Source organism: Streptomyces sp. NPDC001514, assembly GCF_053597075.1.
On sequence record NZ_JBSFHO010000010.1, the window covers coordinates 55,967 to 72,846 of the forward strand.

12 protein-coding genes and 2 pseudogenes are annotated in these 16,880 nt (G+C 71.6%); 9 read left to right on the plus strand and 5 right to left on the minus strand.

Annotation, left to right across the window (positions count from 1 at the left end; translation table 11 throughout):
• Window positions 1–506: 506 nt before the first annotated feature.
• On the minus strand, window positions 507–1,796 hold the full coding sequence (locus tag ACWCXB_RS13320) for a glucarate dehydratase family protein (protein WP_450722187.1): 1,290 nt from the start codon (window positions 1,794–1,796) through the stop codon (window positions 507–509).
• A 135-nt stretch (window positions 1,797–1,931) separates the two neighbouring features.
• Between ACWCXB_RS13320 and ACWCXB_RS13325 the strand changes: the two genes are divergently transcribed.
• Together ACWCXB_RS13325 and ACWCXB_RS13330 are read left to right on the plus strand one after the other, a co-directional pair.
• Window positions 1,932–2,954 carry a phosphotransferase family protein gene (locus ACWCXB_RS13325; RefSeq protein WP_450722189.1) on the plus strand — a complete coding sequence of 341 codons (1,023 nt, stop codon included), beginning with the start codon at window positions 1,932–1,934 and terminating at the stop codon, window positions 2,952–2,954.
• 8 nt (window positions 2,955–2,962) lie between these two features.
• Window positions 2,963–4,177, plus strand: a complete 1,215-nt coding sequence (locus ACWCXB_RS13330) for an acyl-CoA dehydrogenase family protein (RefSeq protein ID WP_450722191.1) — start codon at window positions 2,963–2,965, stop codon at window positions 4,175–4,177.
• Between the two features lie 72 nt (window positions 4,178–4,249).
• Here the strand turns inward: ACWCXB_RS13330 and ACWCXB_RS13335 are convergent, their stop codons facing one another.
• The 3 genes and pseudogenes from ACWCXB_RS13335 to ACWCXB_RS13345 all read right to left on the minus strand — a co-directional run bounded on the left by ACWCXB_RS13335 (window position 4,250) and on the right by ACWCXB_RS13345 (window position 5,885).
• Window positions 4,250–4,843: a TetR/AcrR family transcriptional regulator gene (locus ACWCXB_RS13335; RefSeq protein WP_450722193.1), complete on the minus strand. Its 594-nt coding sequence runs from the start codon at window positions 4,841–4,843 to the stop codon at window positions 4,250–4,252.
• A gap of 44 nt (window positions 4,844–4,887) precedes the next feature.
• A pseudogene (locus ACWCXB_RS13340) lies at window positions 4,888–5,055 on the minus strand (AMP-binding enzyme); the annotation flags it as partial.
• Window positions 5,056–5,120: 65 nt separating this feature from the next.
• Complete coding sequence (locus tag ACWCXB_RS13345) at window positions 5,121–5,885, minus strand: SDR family oxidoreductase (RefSeq protein WP_450722195.1); 765 nt, start codon at window positions 5,883–5,885, stop codon at window positions 5,121–5,123.
• A gap of 183 nt (window positions 5,886–6,068) precedes the next feature.
• Here ACWCXB_RS13345 and ACWCXB_RS13350 point away from each other — a divergent pair, with 183 nt between their 5' ends.
• The 4 genes from ACWCXB_RS13350 (at window position 6,069) to ACWCXB_RS13365 (ending at window position 13,146) form a co-directional block, all read left to right on the plus strand.
• Entirely contained in the window at window positions 6,069–7,310 is a 1,242-nt protein-coding gene (locus ACWCXB_RS13350) for an exo-beta-N-acetylmuramidase NamZ family protein (protein WP_450722197.1), read from the plus strand.
• Between the two features lie 175 nt (window positions 7,311–7,485).
• A complete protein-coding gene (locus ACWCXB_RS13355) occupies window positions 7,486–10,212 on the plus strand; it encodes a SpoIIE family protein phosphatase (RefSeq protein ID WP_450722199.1) in 2,727 nt (908 codons plus the stop codon).
• A 347-nt stretch (window positions 10,213–10,559) separates the two neighbouring features.
• Window positions 10,560–11,699 carry an ABC transporter substrate-binding protein gene (locus tag ACWCXB_RS13360; RefSeq protein WP_450722201.1) on the plus strand — a complete coding sequence of 380 codons (1,140 nt, stop codon included), beginning with the start codon at window positions 10,560–10,562 and terminating at the stop codon, window positions 11,697–11,699.
• 253 nt (window positions 11,700–11,952) lie between these two features.
• Window positions 11,953–13,146, plus strand: coding sequence for a serine-threonine protein kinase (locus ACWCXB_RS13365; RefSeq protein ID WP_450722404.1), 1,194 nt, complete (start codon window positions 11,953–11,955; stop codon window positions 13,144–13,146).
• A gap of 115 nt (window positions 13,147–13,261) precedes the next feature.
• On the opposite strand, the pseudogene ACWCXB_RS13370 reads toward ACWCXB_RS13365, so the two are convergent.
• Window positions 13,262–14,012, minus strand: a pseudogene (locus ACWCXB_RS13370) (penicillin acylase family protein); the annotation flags it as partial.
• 196 nt (window positions 14,013–14,208) lie between these two features.
• On the opposite strand from ACWCXB_RS13370, the gene ACWCXB_RS13375 reads away from it, so the two are divergent.
• From ACWCXB_RS13375 to ACWCXB_RS13385, 3 genes are read left to right on the plus strand one after another with little or no spacing between them, the layout of a single operon-like run.
• A complete protein-coding gene (locus ACWCXB_RS13375) occupies window positions 14,209–14,820 on the plus strand; it encodes a hypothetical protein (RefSeq protein WP_450722203.1) in 612 nt (203 codons plus the stop codon).
• A gap of 57 nt (window positions 14,821–14,877) precedes the next feature.
• Window positions 14,878–15,651: a 3-keto-5-aminohexanoate cleavage protein gene (locus ACWCXB_RS13380; protein WP_450722205.1), complete on the plus strand. Its 774-nt coding sequence runs from the start codon at window positions 14,878–14,880 to the stop codon at window positions 15,649–15,651.
• 42 nt (window positions 15,652–15,693) lie between these two features.
• Window positions 15,694–16,761: an RNA ligase (ATP) gene (locus tag ACWCXB_RS13385; RefSeq protein WP_450722207.1), complete on the plus strand. Its 1,068-nt coding sequence runs from the start codon at window positions 15,694–15,696 to the stop codon at window positions 16,759–16,761.
• Window positions 16,762–16,880: the final 119 nt, after the last annotated feature.

The following is a 16,880-nucleotide window of genomic DNA, read 5'->3' on the forward strand; positions in this document are numbered from 1 at the left end:
GAACCGGGGGCTCCGCCCCCGGGCCCCGTTCTCGGGGGGCACGCCCCCGAATCCCTGCCCCCTACGCCCTGGCGGACCTGGGGGACCCGATCACGGGGGCCCGCCCCAGGCCCCCTTTCCGGGGCTCCGCCCCACACCCCGTTCTTGGTGCCTGCGCCCCCGAAACCCCCGGCGCCTCGATCCGCCCACGCCTGTGTGCGTGGGGCCACCTCACTACTGGCTGCGCCCCGCCCCCTTCTAGGGCTCCGCCCGGACCCCGACCGGGGGGAGCCCTCTGTCCGTCCCCCGGACGCCGGTGTGGGGCACTCCCAGCGGGGCCTCTGTGCAGCCCGTCCGGCATGTGAGGACGGGCACACCGGCCGGCCGGGCGGTACCTCCGGCGCACCAAGCGCGTCCGCGCTTGAGGACGGACACCCGGGCCACTGGGCGGCAGCGCCCGCCCCGTCGCCCCGCACGCAGGGCGGCGCGAACGGGGCTCCGGGGGCAGGGCCCGGCGAGGCCCACCGCTACCAGCGGGGTACCGGCGGGGTGCGCCACCCCGGGTCGGATACGCGCATCGCCGCCGCGTCGTCGCGTTCGCGCATCGTGCCGTCGTCTTCCAGCCAGCGCCGGTGCAGCGCGGCCAGCCGCTCCCGGTCGAGTTCGACGCCGAGGCCCGGCGCGTCGGAGACGGTCAGCCGGCCGCGCTCGAAGGTGTGGCGGGTGGTGATGACGTCCTCGGTCTGCCAGGGGTAGTGGCTGTCGCAGGCGTGCTGCAGGCCCGGGACCGTCGCGGCGACATGCGTCATCGCGGCGAGGCTGATCCCCAGATGCGTGTTGGAGTGCATCGAGAGACCGACACCGTACGTCCGGCAGATCGCGGCCAGTTCGCGGGTTCTGTGCAGTCCGCCCCAGTAGTGGTGGTCGGAGAGCACGATCTGCACGGCGTCGCGCGCGAAGGCGTCGGGGATCTCGGGGAAGGTCGTCACGCACATGTTGGTCGCCAGCGGCACATCGGTGCCCGCCGCGACCTCGGCCATGCGGTCCGTGCCGCTCGCCGGGTCCTCCAGGTACTCGAGGACGTCCCGCAGCTGTGCGGCGACGTACAGCGAAGTCTTCACGGACCAGGCGCCGTTGGGGTCGAGGCGCAGCGGCCGGCCGGGGAAGGCCTCGGCGAGTGCCCGGACCGCCGCGATCTCCTCGTCGGGCTCGAAAACGCCCCCCTTGAGCTTGAAGGACGTGAAGCCGTGCTCGCGCTCGAAGCGCCGGGCCTGTGCGACGACACCCACCGGGTCGAGCGCGGCGCCCCAGTCGTCCGTCTCCCCGCCGTGCGGATGGGCGTCCCAGCGGTAGAAGAGATACGCGCTGTAGTCGACGGAGTCGCGCACCTTGCCGCCGAGGAGGGCGTGCACGGGCAGTCCGAGTGTCTTGCCGAGCGCGTCCAGGCAGGCGACCTCGAAGCCGGAGACGACCGAGAGCCGGAGCTTGTCGGCGGTCTGGACGCCCCGCAGTCCGCCCGCGTCGACGCGCTCGTCGGCGGCCCGTGAATCGCCGCACACGGTCTCCGCGAGGCCGAAGAGCCCGTTCAGATCGGTGACCGAGTGGCCGGGCAGCACATCGGCGAGCGGGCGGGCGAGGTCGAGGTACTTCCCGTCGCCGTAGGTCTCGCCCACGCCTGTCACTCCGCCTCGGGTGACGACCTCCACGATGAGACGCGGGGTGTACGGCTGGTGGACGCCCTGGGTGTTGAGGAGCGGTGGATCGGCCATGAGGATCGGGGTGAGCCGGACCGTGTCGATGAGCAAGGCTGTATCCATACGTGAACTGTATTCAGGAATGCGATCCAACGGCCAGAGAGTGGAGCCGGCTTTCCCGCAACACCCTGGACGACATACCGACTGGTCGGTCATCATGGGCGGGAACCGACAGCCGCCCCACCGGAGGTGCCCCCGATGAGCTCAGTCCACCCCCCAGGCCTCGACCCCGAGCAGCTGCGCGGCTTCCTCGACCGCGAGCGGCCGGGCCTGGTGAGCGGACCGCTCAGCGCCCGGCTCATCCAGGGCGGCCGGTCGAACCTCACCTACGTCGTCAGCGACGGCACGGGCCAGTGGGTGGTCCGCCGGCCCCCGCTCGGCCACGTTCTCGCCACCGCGCACGACATGAAGCGCGAGCACCGGGTCATCGACGCGCTCCACCCCACGGCGGTGCCGGTGCCGAAGCCCGTGCTGCTGTGCGAGGACGAGTCCGTGCTCGGCGCGCCCTTCTACGTCATGGAGTTCGTCGAGGGCACCCCGTACCGCACGGCCGAACAGCTCGCCCCGCTCGGCCCCGAGCGCACCCGGCACGCCGTCCTCGGTCTCGTCGACACGCTCGTCGAACTGCACGCCGTGGACCCGGAGTCCGTGGGCCTCGGCGACTTCGGCCGGCCCGAGGGCTTCCTCGACCGGCAGTTGCGCCGCTGGGGCAAGCAGCTCGACGCCTCCCGCAACCGCGAGCTCGCGGGCATCGACGAGCTGCACGCCGCCCTCGGCCGCGCACTCCCGGAGTCGCCGGCACCCACCGTCATCCACGGTGACTACCGGCTCGACAACGTCCTGATCGGTGACGACGACCGGATCAAGGCGGTCCTCGACTGGGAGATGTCCACGCTCGGCGACCCGCTCACCGACCTCGGGCTGCTGGTGATGTACAGCCGGAAGCTCGACGTGCCCGAGTCCCCCGTGAGCACGACGGCCGGCGCCCCCGGCCACCCGGATCCGCAGGAGCTGATCGAGCGTTATGCCGCCCGCTCCGGCCGCGACACCTCCGCCATCTCCTGGTACACGGCGTTCGCGTGGTTCAAGCTCGCCGTGATCCTCGAGGGCATCCACTACCGCTACACGCTCGGCCAGACCGTCGGCGCCGGCTTCGACCGCATCGGCGAGCTCGTCCCCGTCTTCATCGAGCACGGCCTCACCACCCTTCAGGAAGGCTGATCCCACCCATGGACTTCGCATTCGACGCGCGCACCGAGGAGCTGCGGGCAAGGCTCCTCGCCTTCATGGACGAGTACGTGTACCCGGCCGAGGCGGTCGCCCACGAGCAGCACGCTCGGCTCGCGTCCCCGTGGGACACCCCGGCGGTCATCGAGGACCTCAAGGCCGAGGCCCGCAAGCAGGGTCTGTGGAACCTCTTCCTCCCCGACGCGGAGTACGGGGCCGGGCTGACCAATCTCCAGTACGCGCCGCTCGCCGAGATCACCGGCCGCTCCCCGCATCTGGCACCCACCGCGCTGAACTGCGCGGCGCCGGACACGGGCAACATGGAGGTGCTCACCCTGTTCGGCTCCGACGAGCAGAAGAAGCAGTGGCTGGAGCCGCTGCTGGCGGGTGAGATCCGCTCGGCCTTCGCGATGACCGAGCCCGAGGTGGCCTCGTCGGACGCGACCAACATCGAGACGCGGATCCAGCGCGATGGCGACGATTACGTCATCAACGGCCGCAAGTGGTACATCTCCGGGGCGATGAACCCCAACTGCCGGATCTTCATCGTCATGGGCAAGACCGACCCGGACGGCTCCGACATCCGCCGCCAGCAGTCGATGATCCTCGTCCCGCGCGACACCCCCGGCCTCGAGGTCCGCCGCGCGATGCAGGTGTACGGATACGAGGACCATCTGCACGGCGGCCACGCCGAGGTCGTCTTCGACAACGTCCGCGTACCGGCGTCGAACCTGATCGGCGAGGAGGGCGGCGGCTTCGCGATCGCCCAGGCTCGCCTCGGCCCGGGCCGTATCCACCACTGCATGCGGCTGATCGGCATGGCCGAGCGGGCCATCGAGCTGATGTGCCGCAGGGCCGTGTCCCGTACCGCCTTCGGCAAGCCGATCGCCCAGCAGGGTGTGGTGCAGGCCTGGATCGCGGACGCCCGGGTCACGGTCGAGCAGTTGCGGCTGCTGGTGCTGAAGACCGCGTGGCTGATGGACACGGTCGGCAACCGCGGCGCCCACACCGAGATCCAGGCCATCAAGATCGCCACGCCGCGCGCGGTCGTGGACATCCTCGACAAGGCGGTCCAGGTGCACGGCGCCGGCGGCGTCAGCCAGGACTTCCCGCTGGCCGAACTGTGGGCGGCGGCGCGGACGCTGAAGCTGGCGGACGGCCCGGACGAGGTGCACCAGCGGTCGCTGGCCCGGCAGGAGCTGAAGCAGCACCTGTAGCCGGGCCAGGGGGGTGTCTTGTGGATCAGGCCGGATCAGGCACGCGAGCCCGGCAGGATCCCCGAGCACCCCCTACGGGCGCAGAGCACGCAGCAGCAGGTCGGCGAGGTGATCGGCGACCTGCTGCGGCGTGAGCGGCCCGTCCGGGCGGTACCAGGTGGACAGGTGGTGGACCGAGCCGAAGTGGTAGTCCACGACCAGGTCCGCGGGGGTCGCGTCGGAGAACACCCCGCTGCGCTGCCCCTCCTCGATGAGCGCCCGGAAGCGCTCGTGATAGCGCCTGCGCTCGGCGCGGACCTGCTTGTTCTTCTCCGGGCTGAGGTGGTGCATGGACCGGAAGAAGATCGAGGCGTCGTCGAGGTTCTCGATCGTGGTCACGACGACGTCGGCGGCCGCGTCCCGCAGCCGCTCCTCGACCGGGGCGTCCGCCTCCGCGAAGGCGTCGAGGCGCTCCTGCTGCAGCCGCAGCACACGGGAGTAGACCTCCTGGAGGAGGTCCTCCTTGGAGCCGAAGTAGTGGTACAAGGCGCCCTTGGTGACGCCCGCCGCCTCGACGATCTCCTGGACGGACGTGCGGTCGTACCCCTGCTCGGCGAAGAGCCGGGTGGCGGCGGCCAGCAGCCTCTGGGGGACGGGAGTGCCGTTCCCGTCCGTCGTCCTGGCCATTGCCGCCACCCGCCTTTCGCTCGGATCGTCTTCTCGGAGCCGTGTCATGCCCGGGAACGCAGTTCCCGCCTGAGGATCTTCCCACTTGTCGTCCTGGGGAGCTCCTCCAGGACCACGACCTGCCGTGGGTACTTGTACGCGGCCGGCCGCTCCTCGCAGTAATCGGCCGGCTCATCGGGGTCCACGGACGCGCCCGGGCGAAGGCTGACGTACTCCGTGAGTTGGCCGAGCCAGGGCTTTGCGGCGTAGACCGACCCGGTCTGTGACCTCGGTCCGGTCACGCGCCCGCTCCTTCCCACTTCTGCTGGATGTGGTTCATCCCGGACAGCCAGCGGTCGGTGTCGGTGGCGCGGGCCTGGTAGTAGCCGGCGACCTCGCGGTGCGGGAGGATCAGGAAGCGGTCGGCCTCCATGCCCTCGAAGAGGGCGTCGGCGACGTCCTCGGGCTCGATGGCGGTGGGGCCGAGGACGAGTTCGCCGGCCGATCCGGCGGCGGTGAGCATGTCCGTACGGACGCCCTGCGGGCAGATGGCGTGGACCTTGAGGCCGCGGTGACGGTACGTCAGCGAGAGCCACTCGGCGAAGGCGACGGCCCCGTGTTTGGTGACGCTGTACGGCGCGGCGCCGATCATCGTGAGCAGTCCGGCCGCCGAGACCGTGGAGACGAAGCGGCCGCTGCCGCGCTCCAGCCAGCCGGGGAGCAGGGTGCGCACGGCACGGACATGGGCCATGAGGTTGACGTCCCAGGCGGCCGCCCAGACGTCCTCGTCGGCGAACGCGTCCCCGGGCGAGGCGAGCCCGGCGTTGGCGCAGTAGACGTCGACGGTGCCGCCGAGCGCGTCGCGTGCCTCGTCCACGACGGCCGATGCGTCGCCGGGGAGCGGGGTGGCGCCGATCTCGTCGGCGATCGCCTTGGTCCTGCCGGGGTCGATGTCGTTGACGACAACCCGTGCGCCCTCCGCGACGAACCGGCGGGCGAGGGCGGCCCCGATGCCCCCGCCCGCGCCCGTGACCACCACGTTCGCGCCCTGCACCGTACTCATGGGACCTGCCTCTCCGTCGCGGCTCACTCCACACGGCAGACTAACCAGTCGGTATGTACTACGGAAGGGGAGGGCGCAAACCGCCGTGCGGCGCGAACGACCCTGTCCGGCTCGTTCCGCACGGCCCGGACGCACGCTAGCGTGCGTGCTCATGACAGATGCAGCGATCACGGAGGTGGTGCGGTGAGCCTGTCCAGACGGGGTCTGCTCGCGGCGGGAGGCGCGGTCGGCGCCCTGGCGGCCGCTGCCACGCCCGCCGTGGCGCGGGACGGCCGGAGTCGGGTCCGCACCGGCTTCGAGCGGCTCGCCGCCGACGGGTACGGGCTGCTGTCCGGCGAGCGGGTCGGCGTCGTCACCAACCCGACCGGCATCACGCACGACGCCCGGCACATCGTGGACGTCATGCACGCCGACGACCGCGTGAACCTGGTCGCCGTCTTCGGCCCCGAGCACGGCTTCCGCGGCACCGCCCAGGCGGGCGGCTCCGAGGGGCGCTACGACGACCCGGCCACCGGGCTGCCGGTCTACGACACGTATCTGAAGAGCGGGCAGCCGCTCGCGGACGTCTTCACCGCGTCCGGCGTCGACACGATCGTCTTCGACATCCAGGACGTGGGCGCCCGCTTCTACACGTACATCTGGACGCTGTACGACTGCATGGTGGCGGCCTCGCTCGCGGGGAAGCGTTTCGTCGTCCTCGACCGGCCGAATCCGGTCACGGGGCGGGCGGCGCTCGGTCCGGTCCTGGACAGGGCGTTCGCGACCTTCGTGGGCCGCGAGCCCATCGCACAGGCGCACGGCATGACCGTCGTCGAACTGGCCCGGCTCTTCAACGGCGAGTTCCTGACCCGGCCGGTGGAGCTGGAGACCGTGCCGATGTCGGGGTGGCGGCGCCGCGACTTCTACGACACGACCGGGCTGCCCTGGGTGCCGCCGAGCCCGAACATGCCGACGCCCGACACTGCTCTCGTCTACTCCGGGACCTGCCTGTTCGAGGGCACGAACCTGTCGGAGGGGCGGGGGACGACCCGCCCGTTCGAGCTGCTCGGCGCGGAGGGCGTCGACCGCGCGTGGGCGGAGGCGGCGAACGCCCTGGAGCTGCCCGGCGTGCGGTTCCGCGAGGCGTACTTCGCCCCGACCTTCTCCAAGTTCCAGGGGAAGACGGTCGGCGGCGTGCAGGTGCACGTCCACGACCGGGAGATGTACGACCCGGTGCGCACCGGGATCGGCCTGCTGGTCACGGCGAGGCGCAGCTGGAGCGGCTTCGCGTGGCGGCCCGACAACTGGATCGACAAGCTCACCGGGTCCACGCGGGTGCGCACGCTGATCGACGCGGGGGCGGGCACGGACGAGGTCGTGGGGGCCTGGGAGCAGGACCTCGCGGCTTTCCGGGCCGTGCGGAAGGGGTACTTGTCGTACCACTGACCGGGGTTCCCCTTGTACCGCTGACCGTGGGTTCTCCCCCGGCTGCATCGGGGTGACGGCCGCTGTGGGTATGCCGTGGCCGCCGGAGGGTGTGCGCCAGGCCGGAGGGTGTGCGCCAGCGGGACCAGCGCAGCCGGTCACCCCGATCAGCACCCGAAAGCGATAGAAATGGTTCATGTGCGGGGTTTTGGGTCTGCTGCGGCGCTTGCGGTCGCTGCTGAGCGTGCACAGCCTCGCCGGCCAGGTGTTTCTGCTGCAGCTGCCGGTCGTGGTGCTGCTCGTCGGCGCCGCGCTGGTGGCTCTCGTGGTGCAGGCTCGGCACGACAGCCTGGCGGATGCCCGGCAGCGGACGCTCGCCGCGGCCCAGACGTTCGCGAACTCCCCGGGGATCGTGACGGCATTGGACGGTCCCGACCCGACCGGGGTGCTGCAGCCGGGCGCCGAGGCGGCCCGGAAGGCGGCAGGCGTCGATGCCATCATCGTGTACAGGCTGGACGGCATCACCCTCACCCACAGCGACCCGGATCAGATCGGGAAACACGTTATCGGCCCCTACGCGGAGGCGGCGGCCGGCAAGCCCTTCACCAGAACCTTCCAAGGGTCCCTGGGGCCCTCCGTGGTCTCGGCGGTTCCCGTCACGGACGCCGACGGCTCGGTTGTCGCCGTCGTCTCCTCCCCCGTCACGGTCGGGAACGTGCAGCAGAGGGTGAACCAGATGCTGCCGTTCCTGTTCGGGGGCGCAGCCGGGGCTCTTGCCCTCGCCGCAGGTGGGGCCGGCCTGGTGAGCCGTCGGTTGCTGCGGCAGACCCATGGCCTCCGCCCGGCCGAGATGACCCGGATGTACGAGCACCACGACGCGGTCCTGCACGCGGTGCGGGAGGGGGTGCTGATCATCGGGGGTGACGGCCGACTGCTGCTGGCCAACGACGAGGCCCGACGGCTGCTGAGCCTGCCGGCGGACGCGGAGCAGCGCCACGTGACCGGTCTGGGGCTGGAGGCTGACCTTGCCGAGCTGCTGGCCTCCGATCGCCCGGCCACCGACGAGGTACACCTCGCGGCCGACCGGCTGTTGGCGGTCAACAAGCGGCTCACCGACCCCCACGGGCCGGCCGGCAGCGTGGTGACGCTGCGGGACACCACCGAGCTGCTGGCACTCTCCGGGAGGGCCGAGGTGGCCCACGAACGGCTGAAACTGCTCCACGACGCCGGGGTGCGGATCGGGACCACCCTGGATGTCACGCGCACCGCTGAGCAACTTGCGGAGGTGGCGGTCCCCCGGTTCGCCGACATCGTCACCGTCGAGCTCCTGGACCCGGTCCTGCGTGGCGAGGAGCCGTCCGGCAGGAGCACCGAGATGCGCCGCACCGCCGTCGTCGCCCGGGAGGGGGAGCATTCCCTCTACCCCATCGGCGAGCTGATCCGGTTCGTCGCCACCAATCCCATCGCCGCCGGGGTGGCCGGCGGGCGAGCGGCCCTTGTGGGGGACCTGAGCACCTCCGAGGGCTGGCGGGCCCAGGACCCCGAACGTACCCGGAGAGTTCTGGACCAGGGCATCCACTCCCTGCTCGTGGTCCCGCTGCGGGCCCGGGGGGCGGTGCTCGGGGCGGCGAACTTCTGGCGGGCGGATGCCTCCCCGTCGTTCGAAGAGGAGGACGTGTCCTTCGCCGAGGAGCTGGCCGCCCGGGCAGCGGTGTGCATCGACAACGCCCGCCGCTACACCCGCGAGCACACCATGGCCGTCACCCTGCAGCGCAGCCTGCTGCCCCGCGGGCTGCCCGATCAGAACGCCCTTGAGGTGGCCTACCGCTACCTGCCGGCCCGGGCCGGTGTGGGCGGGGACTGGTTCGACGTCATCCCGCTGTCCGGTGCACGGGTGGCCCTGGTGGTCGGCGATGTCGTCGGCCACGGCCTGCACGCCTCGGCCACCATGGGCCGGCTGCGTACCGCCGTCCACAACTTCTCCACCCTGGACATGCCTCCGGAAGAGCTGCTGAGTCGCATGGACGAGCTGGTGGCCCACATCGACGCCGACGAGGCCTCCGCCGGGGAGGACGGGCAGGGGATCACCGGGGCCACTTGTCAGTACGCCGTCTACGATCCCGCCTCCGGGCAGGTGGCCGTCGCCACCGCCGGCCATCCGGGGCTGGCTGTGGTCCACCCCGACGGAACCGTGGCCTTCCCCCCGGTGCCGATCTCCCCGCCGCTGGGCCTGGCTGCCGGCCTGCCCTTCGAGAGCGCCGAGCTGACCGTGCCCGAGGGTTCCCGGCTGGTGCTCTACACCAACGGGCTGATCGAGGACCGCGACCGCGGCCCGGACGCCGGACTGGAGGCCCTGGGTGATGCCCTGGCCGGGCCCGACTGCACCCCGGAGTCCACCTGCGCCGGGGTGATCGAGGCCATGCTGCCCGGCCGCCCGAGGGATGACATCGCGCTGCTGGTGGCACGCACCCGCCGGCTCGACGCCGCCCAGGTCGCCGAGTGGGACGTGCCCCGTGACCCGGCGGCGGTGGCCCCGGTTCGCACCGCCTGCGTCCGTCGGCTGGAGGACTGGGGCCTGGGGCAGATCGCCTTCACCGCCGAGCTCATCCTCAGCGAGCTGATCACCAACGCCATCCGCTACGGCACCGAGCCCATCGCCGTACGTCTGCTCCGCGACCGCACCCTGATCTGCGAGGTCTCCGACGGCAGCAGCACCTCACCCCGCCTGCGCCGGGCCAAGGCCACCGATGAGGGCGGCCGCGGACTCTTCCTCGTCGCACAGTTCGCCGAGCGCTGGGGCACGCGCTACACGCCCACCGGCAAAGTCATCTGGACCGAACAATCCCTCCGCAACGGCGCCACACCGGCGGCGGAAGGCCTCGACGAGATCCTGCTCGCCCAATGGGACGACACGGTGTTGTGAGGGTGATCGTGCAGTCGCCGCGCGGCGGGCCGTCCGGGGCGCCTCACCGGCCCGGGCACGGCTTCCGGCCCTCGATCGTTCCGCTGGTCCCAGCGGGTGGGGCGCGGTCCCAGGCCTCAGCGAGCGGCACTCCGCCGTCGACGTGGCCGAGTACCCTGGCCTCGATGAGTGCTTCACCAGCCCAGTAGACCAGGGAGGCACAGCGGAGGGCCCGGCACTCCGTACCGCGTGATGCGGCGGGCGGCCGGTCGGACCGAATGTGTGCAGGCTCGAGTACCGCGGCTCTCCACCAGATGTCCATCGGTGATGACCGCTCGTTCCTGTATCGCTCGTCTCCTGGAGCCGTCGTGACTGCACCTCGTGCCCGAGCAGCGGCCGTCTCCGGCTGTCTCGCCCTCGCGGCACTGGTCATGAGCGCCTGCGGCGAGACACCGACCGCAACTCCCCAGAAGCCGTCGGTGGCCACCTCCGCCGAGAACGCGGGCGGCATGGACGCACTGGTCGCCGCGGCGAAAAAGGAGGGCACGCTCCGGGCGATCGCGATTCCGAGTGGCTGGGCCAACTACGGCGGTCTGATCGACGGCTTCGAGAAGAAGTACGGGATCAAGGTCACGGTCGACCATCCGGAGGTCCACAGCCAGGACGAGATCGACGCCATCAAGAAGAACCGGGGCCGGCGCGACGCCCCCGACGTGCTCGACCTGGGGGACACCTTCGCGCGGTCGGCAGCCCGGCAGAACCTGCTCGCGCCGTACAGAGTCGCCGCGTACGACTCGATCCCGAGCAACCAGAAGGACCCGCAGGCCCGCTGGTACAACAACTACGGCGGCTACATCTCCATCGGCTGCGATGCCAAGCTCGTCAAGACCTGTCCCCAGACCTTCGCCGACCTGCTGAAACCCGACTACAAGGGCATGGTCGCGCTCTACGGCAACCCCACCCGGTCCGGCAGCGGCTTCGCCGGCGTGTACGCGGCCGCCCTGGCGAACAACGGTTCGTTCGACGACATCCAGCCCGGTCTCGACTTCTTCGCCAAGCTCAAGGAGGCGGGCAACTTCAACCCCCTCGAGTCGACCGCGACCGCTGTGGAGAACCGTCGGACACCCATCAGCATCGACTGGGACTTCTCCAACCTCGGCTACGCCGAGCGGTTCCGCAGCAAGGGCCTGGTCTGGCAGGTCTCGATCCCCTTCGACGGCAGCTTCGCCCAGTACTACGCGGTGGCGATCAACAAGGACGCCCCACACCCGGCGGCTGCCCGCCTGTGGCAGGAGTATCTCTTCAGCAACGAGGGCCAGAACCTCCGGCTCGACGGCTACGCCCGCCCGGTCCTGATGGACGTGATGGCCGAGAACGGCACCCTCGACAAGGCCGCCGCCGCGAAGCTCCCGACGGTCGAGGGGACGCCGCAGTTCCCCACAGATGAGCAGACGGAGGAGGCGAGGGAGACCGTCGCCCGGGAATGGGCGCAGACCGTCTCGGGCTGACCCGCCGGCACACGCCACGGGTCCGGTGTCCTCTCCCACATGGCCGGCCGAGAGGCTTGATCCATTCCCCGGGAGGGCGACGACGCGCCCGCGCGGCTCGCCACGACGTACGAGGTGCTCGTCCATCTCCGCCGGATCACCGCCGCCGAGTTGCTCTGACGGGTGTACGCCACGGGTCTGGCCGTCTCTCCGCCGCCGCGGGACCCTGTGCGAACAGGGTCTGTGGAGGGGAAGGGACGCGCCCGTGGACGAGATGAGTGTCGCGCCGTACCGGGAGATCACGTTCGACGCGGACGGCGACGCGGACGCCGCCCAGGGCGAAGCCCTCGGGAAACTCGCGGTCACCGATCTGGTGATGTTCGCCCACGGGTGGAACAACTCCCGGTCGGTGGCCACCCGTTTCTGCACGCGCTTCTTCGAGCCCTTCCCGGGGCTGCTCCCGCCCGGCGCACGCGTGGGGTATGCGGGAGTGGTGTGGCCCTCGATGATGTTCACGGACGAGCCGATTCCGGACTTCGGCGCGCTCGCCGGAGTCTTCCCGGGACGGGAGCCGGTGCTGGGGCGGCTGGCGACACTGCTCGGGGAGGAGCCGGACTCGCGGGAGGCGTTCGACGAATTCGGCTCGCTCGTACGGGAATTGGCGGTCGGGCCCAGTGAGGGGCTCGTCGGGGACGCGGCCGGGGACGGCGTTCCGGCGTTCCTCCACGAGGATCCCGTCGAGGTCTGCCGACTCTTCACCGAGGCGCTCGACGGGCAGGAGCCGTCACTCGCGATCGGCGGTGGGCTGAAGAAGCTCTGGAAAGGCGCCAAGGAGGTGCTGCGGCAGGCCACCTACTACACGATGAAGCGCCGTGCGGGAAGGGTCGGCGAGCGTGGGCTCGGGCCGGTGCTCGGGCAGCTGCCCCGCTCCTCCCCCGGCCTGCGGGTCCATCTCGTCGGGCACAGCATGGGTGCCCGGCTCGTCGCCTTCGCGCTGCGCGGGCTGCCGGGCGGTGCACGGCCGGTGAAGTCGGTGACCCTCCTTCAAGGGGCCTTCTCGCACTACGCTTTCGCGCCCTCGCTGCCGCACGACAAGGGGCGCAGCGGGGTCCTGCGGGACATGCAGGCGCGGGTCGACGGCCCCGTGGTCGCCTGCTACTCGCGGCATGACACCGCGCTCGGGGTGATTTATCCGCTCGCGTCGCGGATGGCCGGGGACTCGTCGACCGTCGTCGGGCTCGATCAGCGGTGGTGGGCGGTCGGGCACGACGGCATCCAGGCGGTCGCGGGCACGCGGCAGCTGGCGCTGGAGGCGGCGCTGCGGGACGGGCTGCCGTCGGGCGGCTGCGTCAACGTCGACGCGGCGTCGGTGGTGCGGCGGGGCGGACCGCCGTCCGGGGCGCACAGCGACATCCTGCACCCGGAGCTGGCCCAGGTGGTGCTGGCGGCGGGGCGGGTGGCCCGCTGACGCGGCGTCCATCGCCGGACGGCTCATCCGAGCCCGTCCGGAGATGAAGGACGGACACACGGGCCCACCCGGGGTACCGGGCGTGCCCCTAGCGGTGCGAGGGAAACTCGACCAGCTTCTGCTGGGCGGCGAGGAGCGAGAGGGCCGCCTGGACCTCGCCGCCTCCGCCGCCGCCGAACTGGCCGCCGACCAGGAGGCGATGGCGATCAGGTCGGTGAGCCCGAACGGCTGGATCTCGCCGACGTTGGTGATCGAGTCGACATGGCCGGTGAGCACGTACTCGCCGGGGAAGTACCGGCCGTCCTTGGACTGCTGCCGGTAGGCGTTGATGCCGTCGACGTACGCCTGCGCGTCGGCCATCGCCCGTTCGCCGCGGGCCCCCTCGGCGCTGCGGATCCGGGCGATCTGGCCTCGTAGTCGGACTCGGTGTACGGGGCCTGCGGCCAGAACTGCTGCTCCAGGCCCTGGTTGGCGAGAGCGCCGCCGGCGAACGAGGTCAGCTCGCCGCGCCCGATGTGCCGGAAGAGGTCCATCATCCAGAGCCGGTCCTGGCCGGCGGCGTATCCGGCGCCGAACTCCGTCCCGTACCGGGTGGTGCCCTTGATGTGCGGGACGCCGGTCCTCCTGTCCCGCGTGATCGTGACGTCCGGACACGGCGTGGCCACGGATTCGACCTGGTCGGACGGGACGCCGAAGGAGGCGTCGTTGAAGAAGTCGGTCAGCTTGGCGTCCGTGGGACCGCCGTAGCCGCCCACCAGCGCGTTGTAGCGGGCCAGTTGGTCGGAGCTGTGGGCGGGACGGGTGCCGAGTATCTGGTGGGCGAGGATGTCGGCGAGGGTCGCGTTGCCGTTCTGCCCGGGCGGCAGGGATGCTCCTCGGAGAGGCAGGTGCGGCGCAGGTTACTGGCAGTATGACTCCTCGGTAGGATGAACAGCCGTCACTTTTTCTGAATCGCCACACGCTTGCACGAGTGTTCGATGGAGCCGGATCGGGTGGTCGTACGTCCATTCCTCAACGCGGAAGTACGAGCGACGAAGTACGAGCGACGGAGGTGGCAGTGCGATGGCCGGTTTCCGGAGTCTTGCGAGACAGGTGCGCGACCCGCGAGGTGATCTGGCGTTGCGGCGTTACTCATTGCGCAAGTGCCTGGAGAGGTTCGCCCCCTACGGGCACCGGGCGACCTGGAACCATCTGTGCGCCAGGCACGGCATCGAACCCGATGACCGGGCGCCCGATCCGGCGCGGCTGGTGGCCGCGCTCGACGAGTTGGAGGAGGCGCGGGCCGTATGGCTCGCGTACGAGAGGAAGTTCGCGGAGCGCCGCAGGCGCGAGAAGCACGACGGGTTGCGGCAGCCGGGGGCGATCGACGACTGGCACCGGCGCACCTGGGGCGGCAACGGCATCGCACGCTGCGACGACCCGTCGGTGCATCCGACGGATCCGCTGGGAGCCGTGCTGCGGCGGCTGATCGCCGCGCTGGGGGCGGCACCCGGGGCGGTCTGCCCGGTGTGCACGGAGCGCCGGATCGTGTGGCGGCAGGACCTGGAGCACGAGCCGTGGTGCGGTCCGGTGTGCACGGGGTGCGGGGTCGTCGTGCCCCAGCCCGTGCTGACGAACGAGGCCCTGAGGGCCGCGAGGCGGACACGGGGCAGGGAACTGGCCTCGGTGGCGTAGCACCCGAGGCGGGCGGCCGGCCGGGCGTTGTCAGTGGTGCCTGGCAGCATCGGAGCCATGATTCAGGTCTGCCTCAACGGGCTCCGCGGCGCGGGGGATTCGGCCGCGGTGCCCATGTCACCGGCCGCGCTCGCCGAAGCCGCGGCGGCCGCGGTCGCCGCCGGTGCGGCGGACGTCCATGTGCACCCGAAGACGCCGTGCGGAAGCGACTCGCTGTCACCGCGCGTGGTCGCTCCCGTTCTCACGGCGATACGGGCCGTGGTGGACGTCCCCGTCGGCGTGACCACGGGCGCGTGGGCCGAGCCCGACCCGGTGCGGCGGGTGGAACGCATCCGCTCCTGGACGGTGCTGCCCGACCACGCCTCCGTCAACTGGCACGAGGAGGGCGCGGAGCTGGTCGCCGCGGCGCTGCTGGAGCGCGGTGTGGGCGTGGAGGCGGGCATATGGTCCGGGACGGACGGCCTTGAGCGCTTCCTGCGCTCGCCGCTCGCGCCCCGGGCGCTGCGGGTGCTGGCGGAGGTGACGGACCCGGACCCCGCGACCGCCGAGGACTCGGCACGCGCCCTGTTGGACCAACTGGGCGCGCCCCATGGCCTGCCCGTGCTGCTGCACGGTGAGGACGGCGGGGCGTGGCCGGTGCTGCGGCTGGCCCGGCGGCTGGGCCTGTACAGGCGCATCGGCCTGGAGGACGTGCTGGTCCTGCCCGACGGCCGGCCGGCCGCGTCCAACGCCGAGCTGGTCGAGGCGGCGCGGCGAACCGAGCGCAAAGGCGCGGACGGTACCAGAGCGGAAATCGGGTGGCCCACCGGAATTCCGTACGGCCACTGTTGACGCGATGCGAAAACGCGAGAGCACACCCCGAGGAGCCCTGACATGTCGACGCTGCGCGTCACCGCCGAACTGCTGACGATCCATGAGCATCCGAACGCCGACGCCCTGGAGCTGGCCCAGGTGGGCCTCTACCGCGCCGTCGTCGCCAAGGGCGCTTATCGCAGCGGTGACATCGCCGTCTACATACCGGAGCAGGCCGTCCTGCCGGCCGGGCTGATCGAGGAGCTCGGGCTGACCGGGCGGCTGGCCGGGAAGGCGTCCGACCGGGTCAAGGCGGTGCGACTGCGCGGTGAGCTGTCGCAGGGCATCGTGTGCCGGCCGAAGGCGCTCGCGCACACCGACCTGGAGCAGGCGGTGAGCGACGGCACGGACTTCGCCGAGTTGCTCGGGATCACCAAGTGGTCGCCGCCGATCCCGCCGACGATGAGCGGTGATGTGGAGTCGGCGCCTGACCTGCTGCCCTGGGTCGACATCGAGAACCTGCAGCGCTATCCGGACATCTTCGAGCCCGGCGAGCCCGTCGTGCTGACGGAGAAGCTGCACGGCACGGCCTGCCTGGTGACGTACGTGGCCGAGGGCGAGCAGGTGCTGGTGTCGTCGAAGGGGTTCGGCGCGAAGGGCCTCGCCCTCAAGGAGGACCCGCGCAACCTCTACTGGCGCGCGGTGCACGGCCACGGCGTGGCGGAGGCCGCGGCGCGCCTCGCCGGCAAGCTGGGTGCGAGCCGGGTCGGCATCTTCGGCGAGGTGTACGGCGCGGGGGTGCAGGACCTGTCGTACGGGGCGAACGCCCGCTCGACGGAGCTCGGGTTCGCGGTGTTCGACGTGTCGGCCGAGATCGACGGGCAGGTCCGCTGGCTGGACGCGGCTGAGCTGCTCGACGGTGAACTGCCGCTGGTGCCACGGCTGTACGAGGGTCCGTACGTGCTGGAGACGGTGCTGGAGTTCGCGAGCGGCCGCGAGACGGTCTCGGGCAGGGATCTGCATCTGCGCGAGGGCGTCGTGATCCGCCCGGCGACCGAGCGGTACAGCCCGATGGTCGGCGGCCGGGCGATAGCCAAGTCGGTCAGCCCGGCGTATCTGACCCGCAAGGGCGGCACCGAGTACGAGTGACCGCCCGGTGCGTGGTGGCCCGTCACGGGGGTGCGGGCCACCACGCACCGCAACCGCGGGGCACGGACCGGGTGCCGGGCGGCCCGTCACGGGGGTGCGGGCCGCCGGGCGCCCTTGCG

Coding starts and splice junctions, on each gene's coding strand:
- ACWCXB_RS13320 (WP_450722187.1), bottom strand. CDS start 1,796: ATGGATACAGCCTTGCTCATCGACACGGTCCGGCTCACCCCGATCCTC.
- ACWCXB_RS13325 (WP_450722189.1), top strand. CDS start 1,932: ATGAGCTCAGTCCACCCCCCAGGCCTCGACCCCGAGCAGCTGCGCGGC.
- ACWCXB_RS13330 (WP_450722191.1), top strand. CDS start 2,963: ATGGACTTCGCATTCGACGCGCGCACCGAGGAGCTGCGGGCAAGGCTC.
- ACWCXB_RS13335 (WP_450722193.1), bottom strand. CDS start 4,843: ATGGCCAGGACGACGGACGGGAACGGCACTCCCGTCCCCCAGAGGCTG.
- ACWCXB_RS13345 (WP_450722195.1), bottom strand. CDS start 5,885: ATGAGTACGGTGCAGGGCGCGAACGTGGTGGTCACGGGCGCGGGCGGG.
- ACWCXB_RS13355 (WP_450722199.1), top strand. CDS start 7,486: ATGTGCGGGGTTTTGGGTCTGCTGCGGCGCTTGCGGTCGCTGCTGAGC.
- ACWCXB_RS13365 (WP_450722404.1), top strand. CDS start 11,953: ATGAGTGTCGCGCCGTACCGGGAGATCACGTTCGACGCGGACGGCGAC.
- ACWCXB_RS13375 (WP_450722203.1), top strand. CDS start 14,209: ATGGCCGGTTTCCGGAGTCTTGCGAGACAGGTGCGCGACCCGCGAGGT.
- ACWCXB_RS13380 (WP_450722205.1), top strand. CDS start 14,878: ATGATTCAGGTCTGCCTCAACGGGCTCCGCGGCGCGGGGGATTCGGCC.
- ACWCXB_RS13385 (WP_450722207.1), top strand. CDS start 15,694: ATGTCGACGCTGCGCGTCACCGCCGAACTGCTGACGATCCATGAGCAT.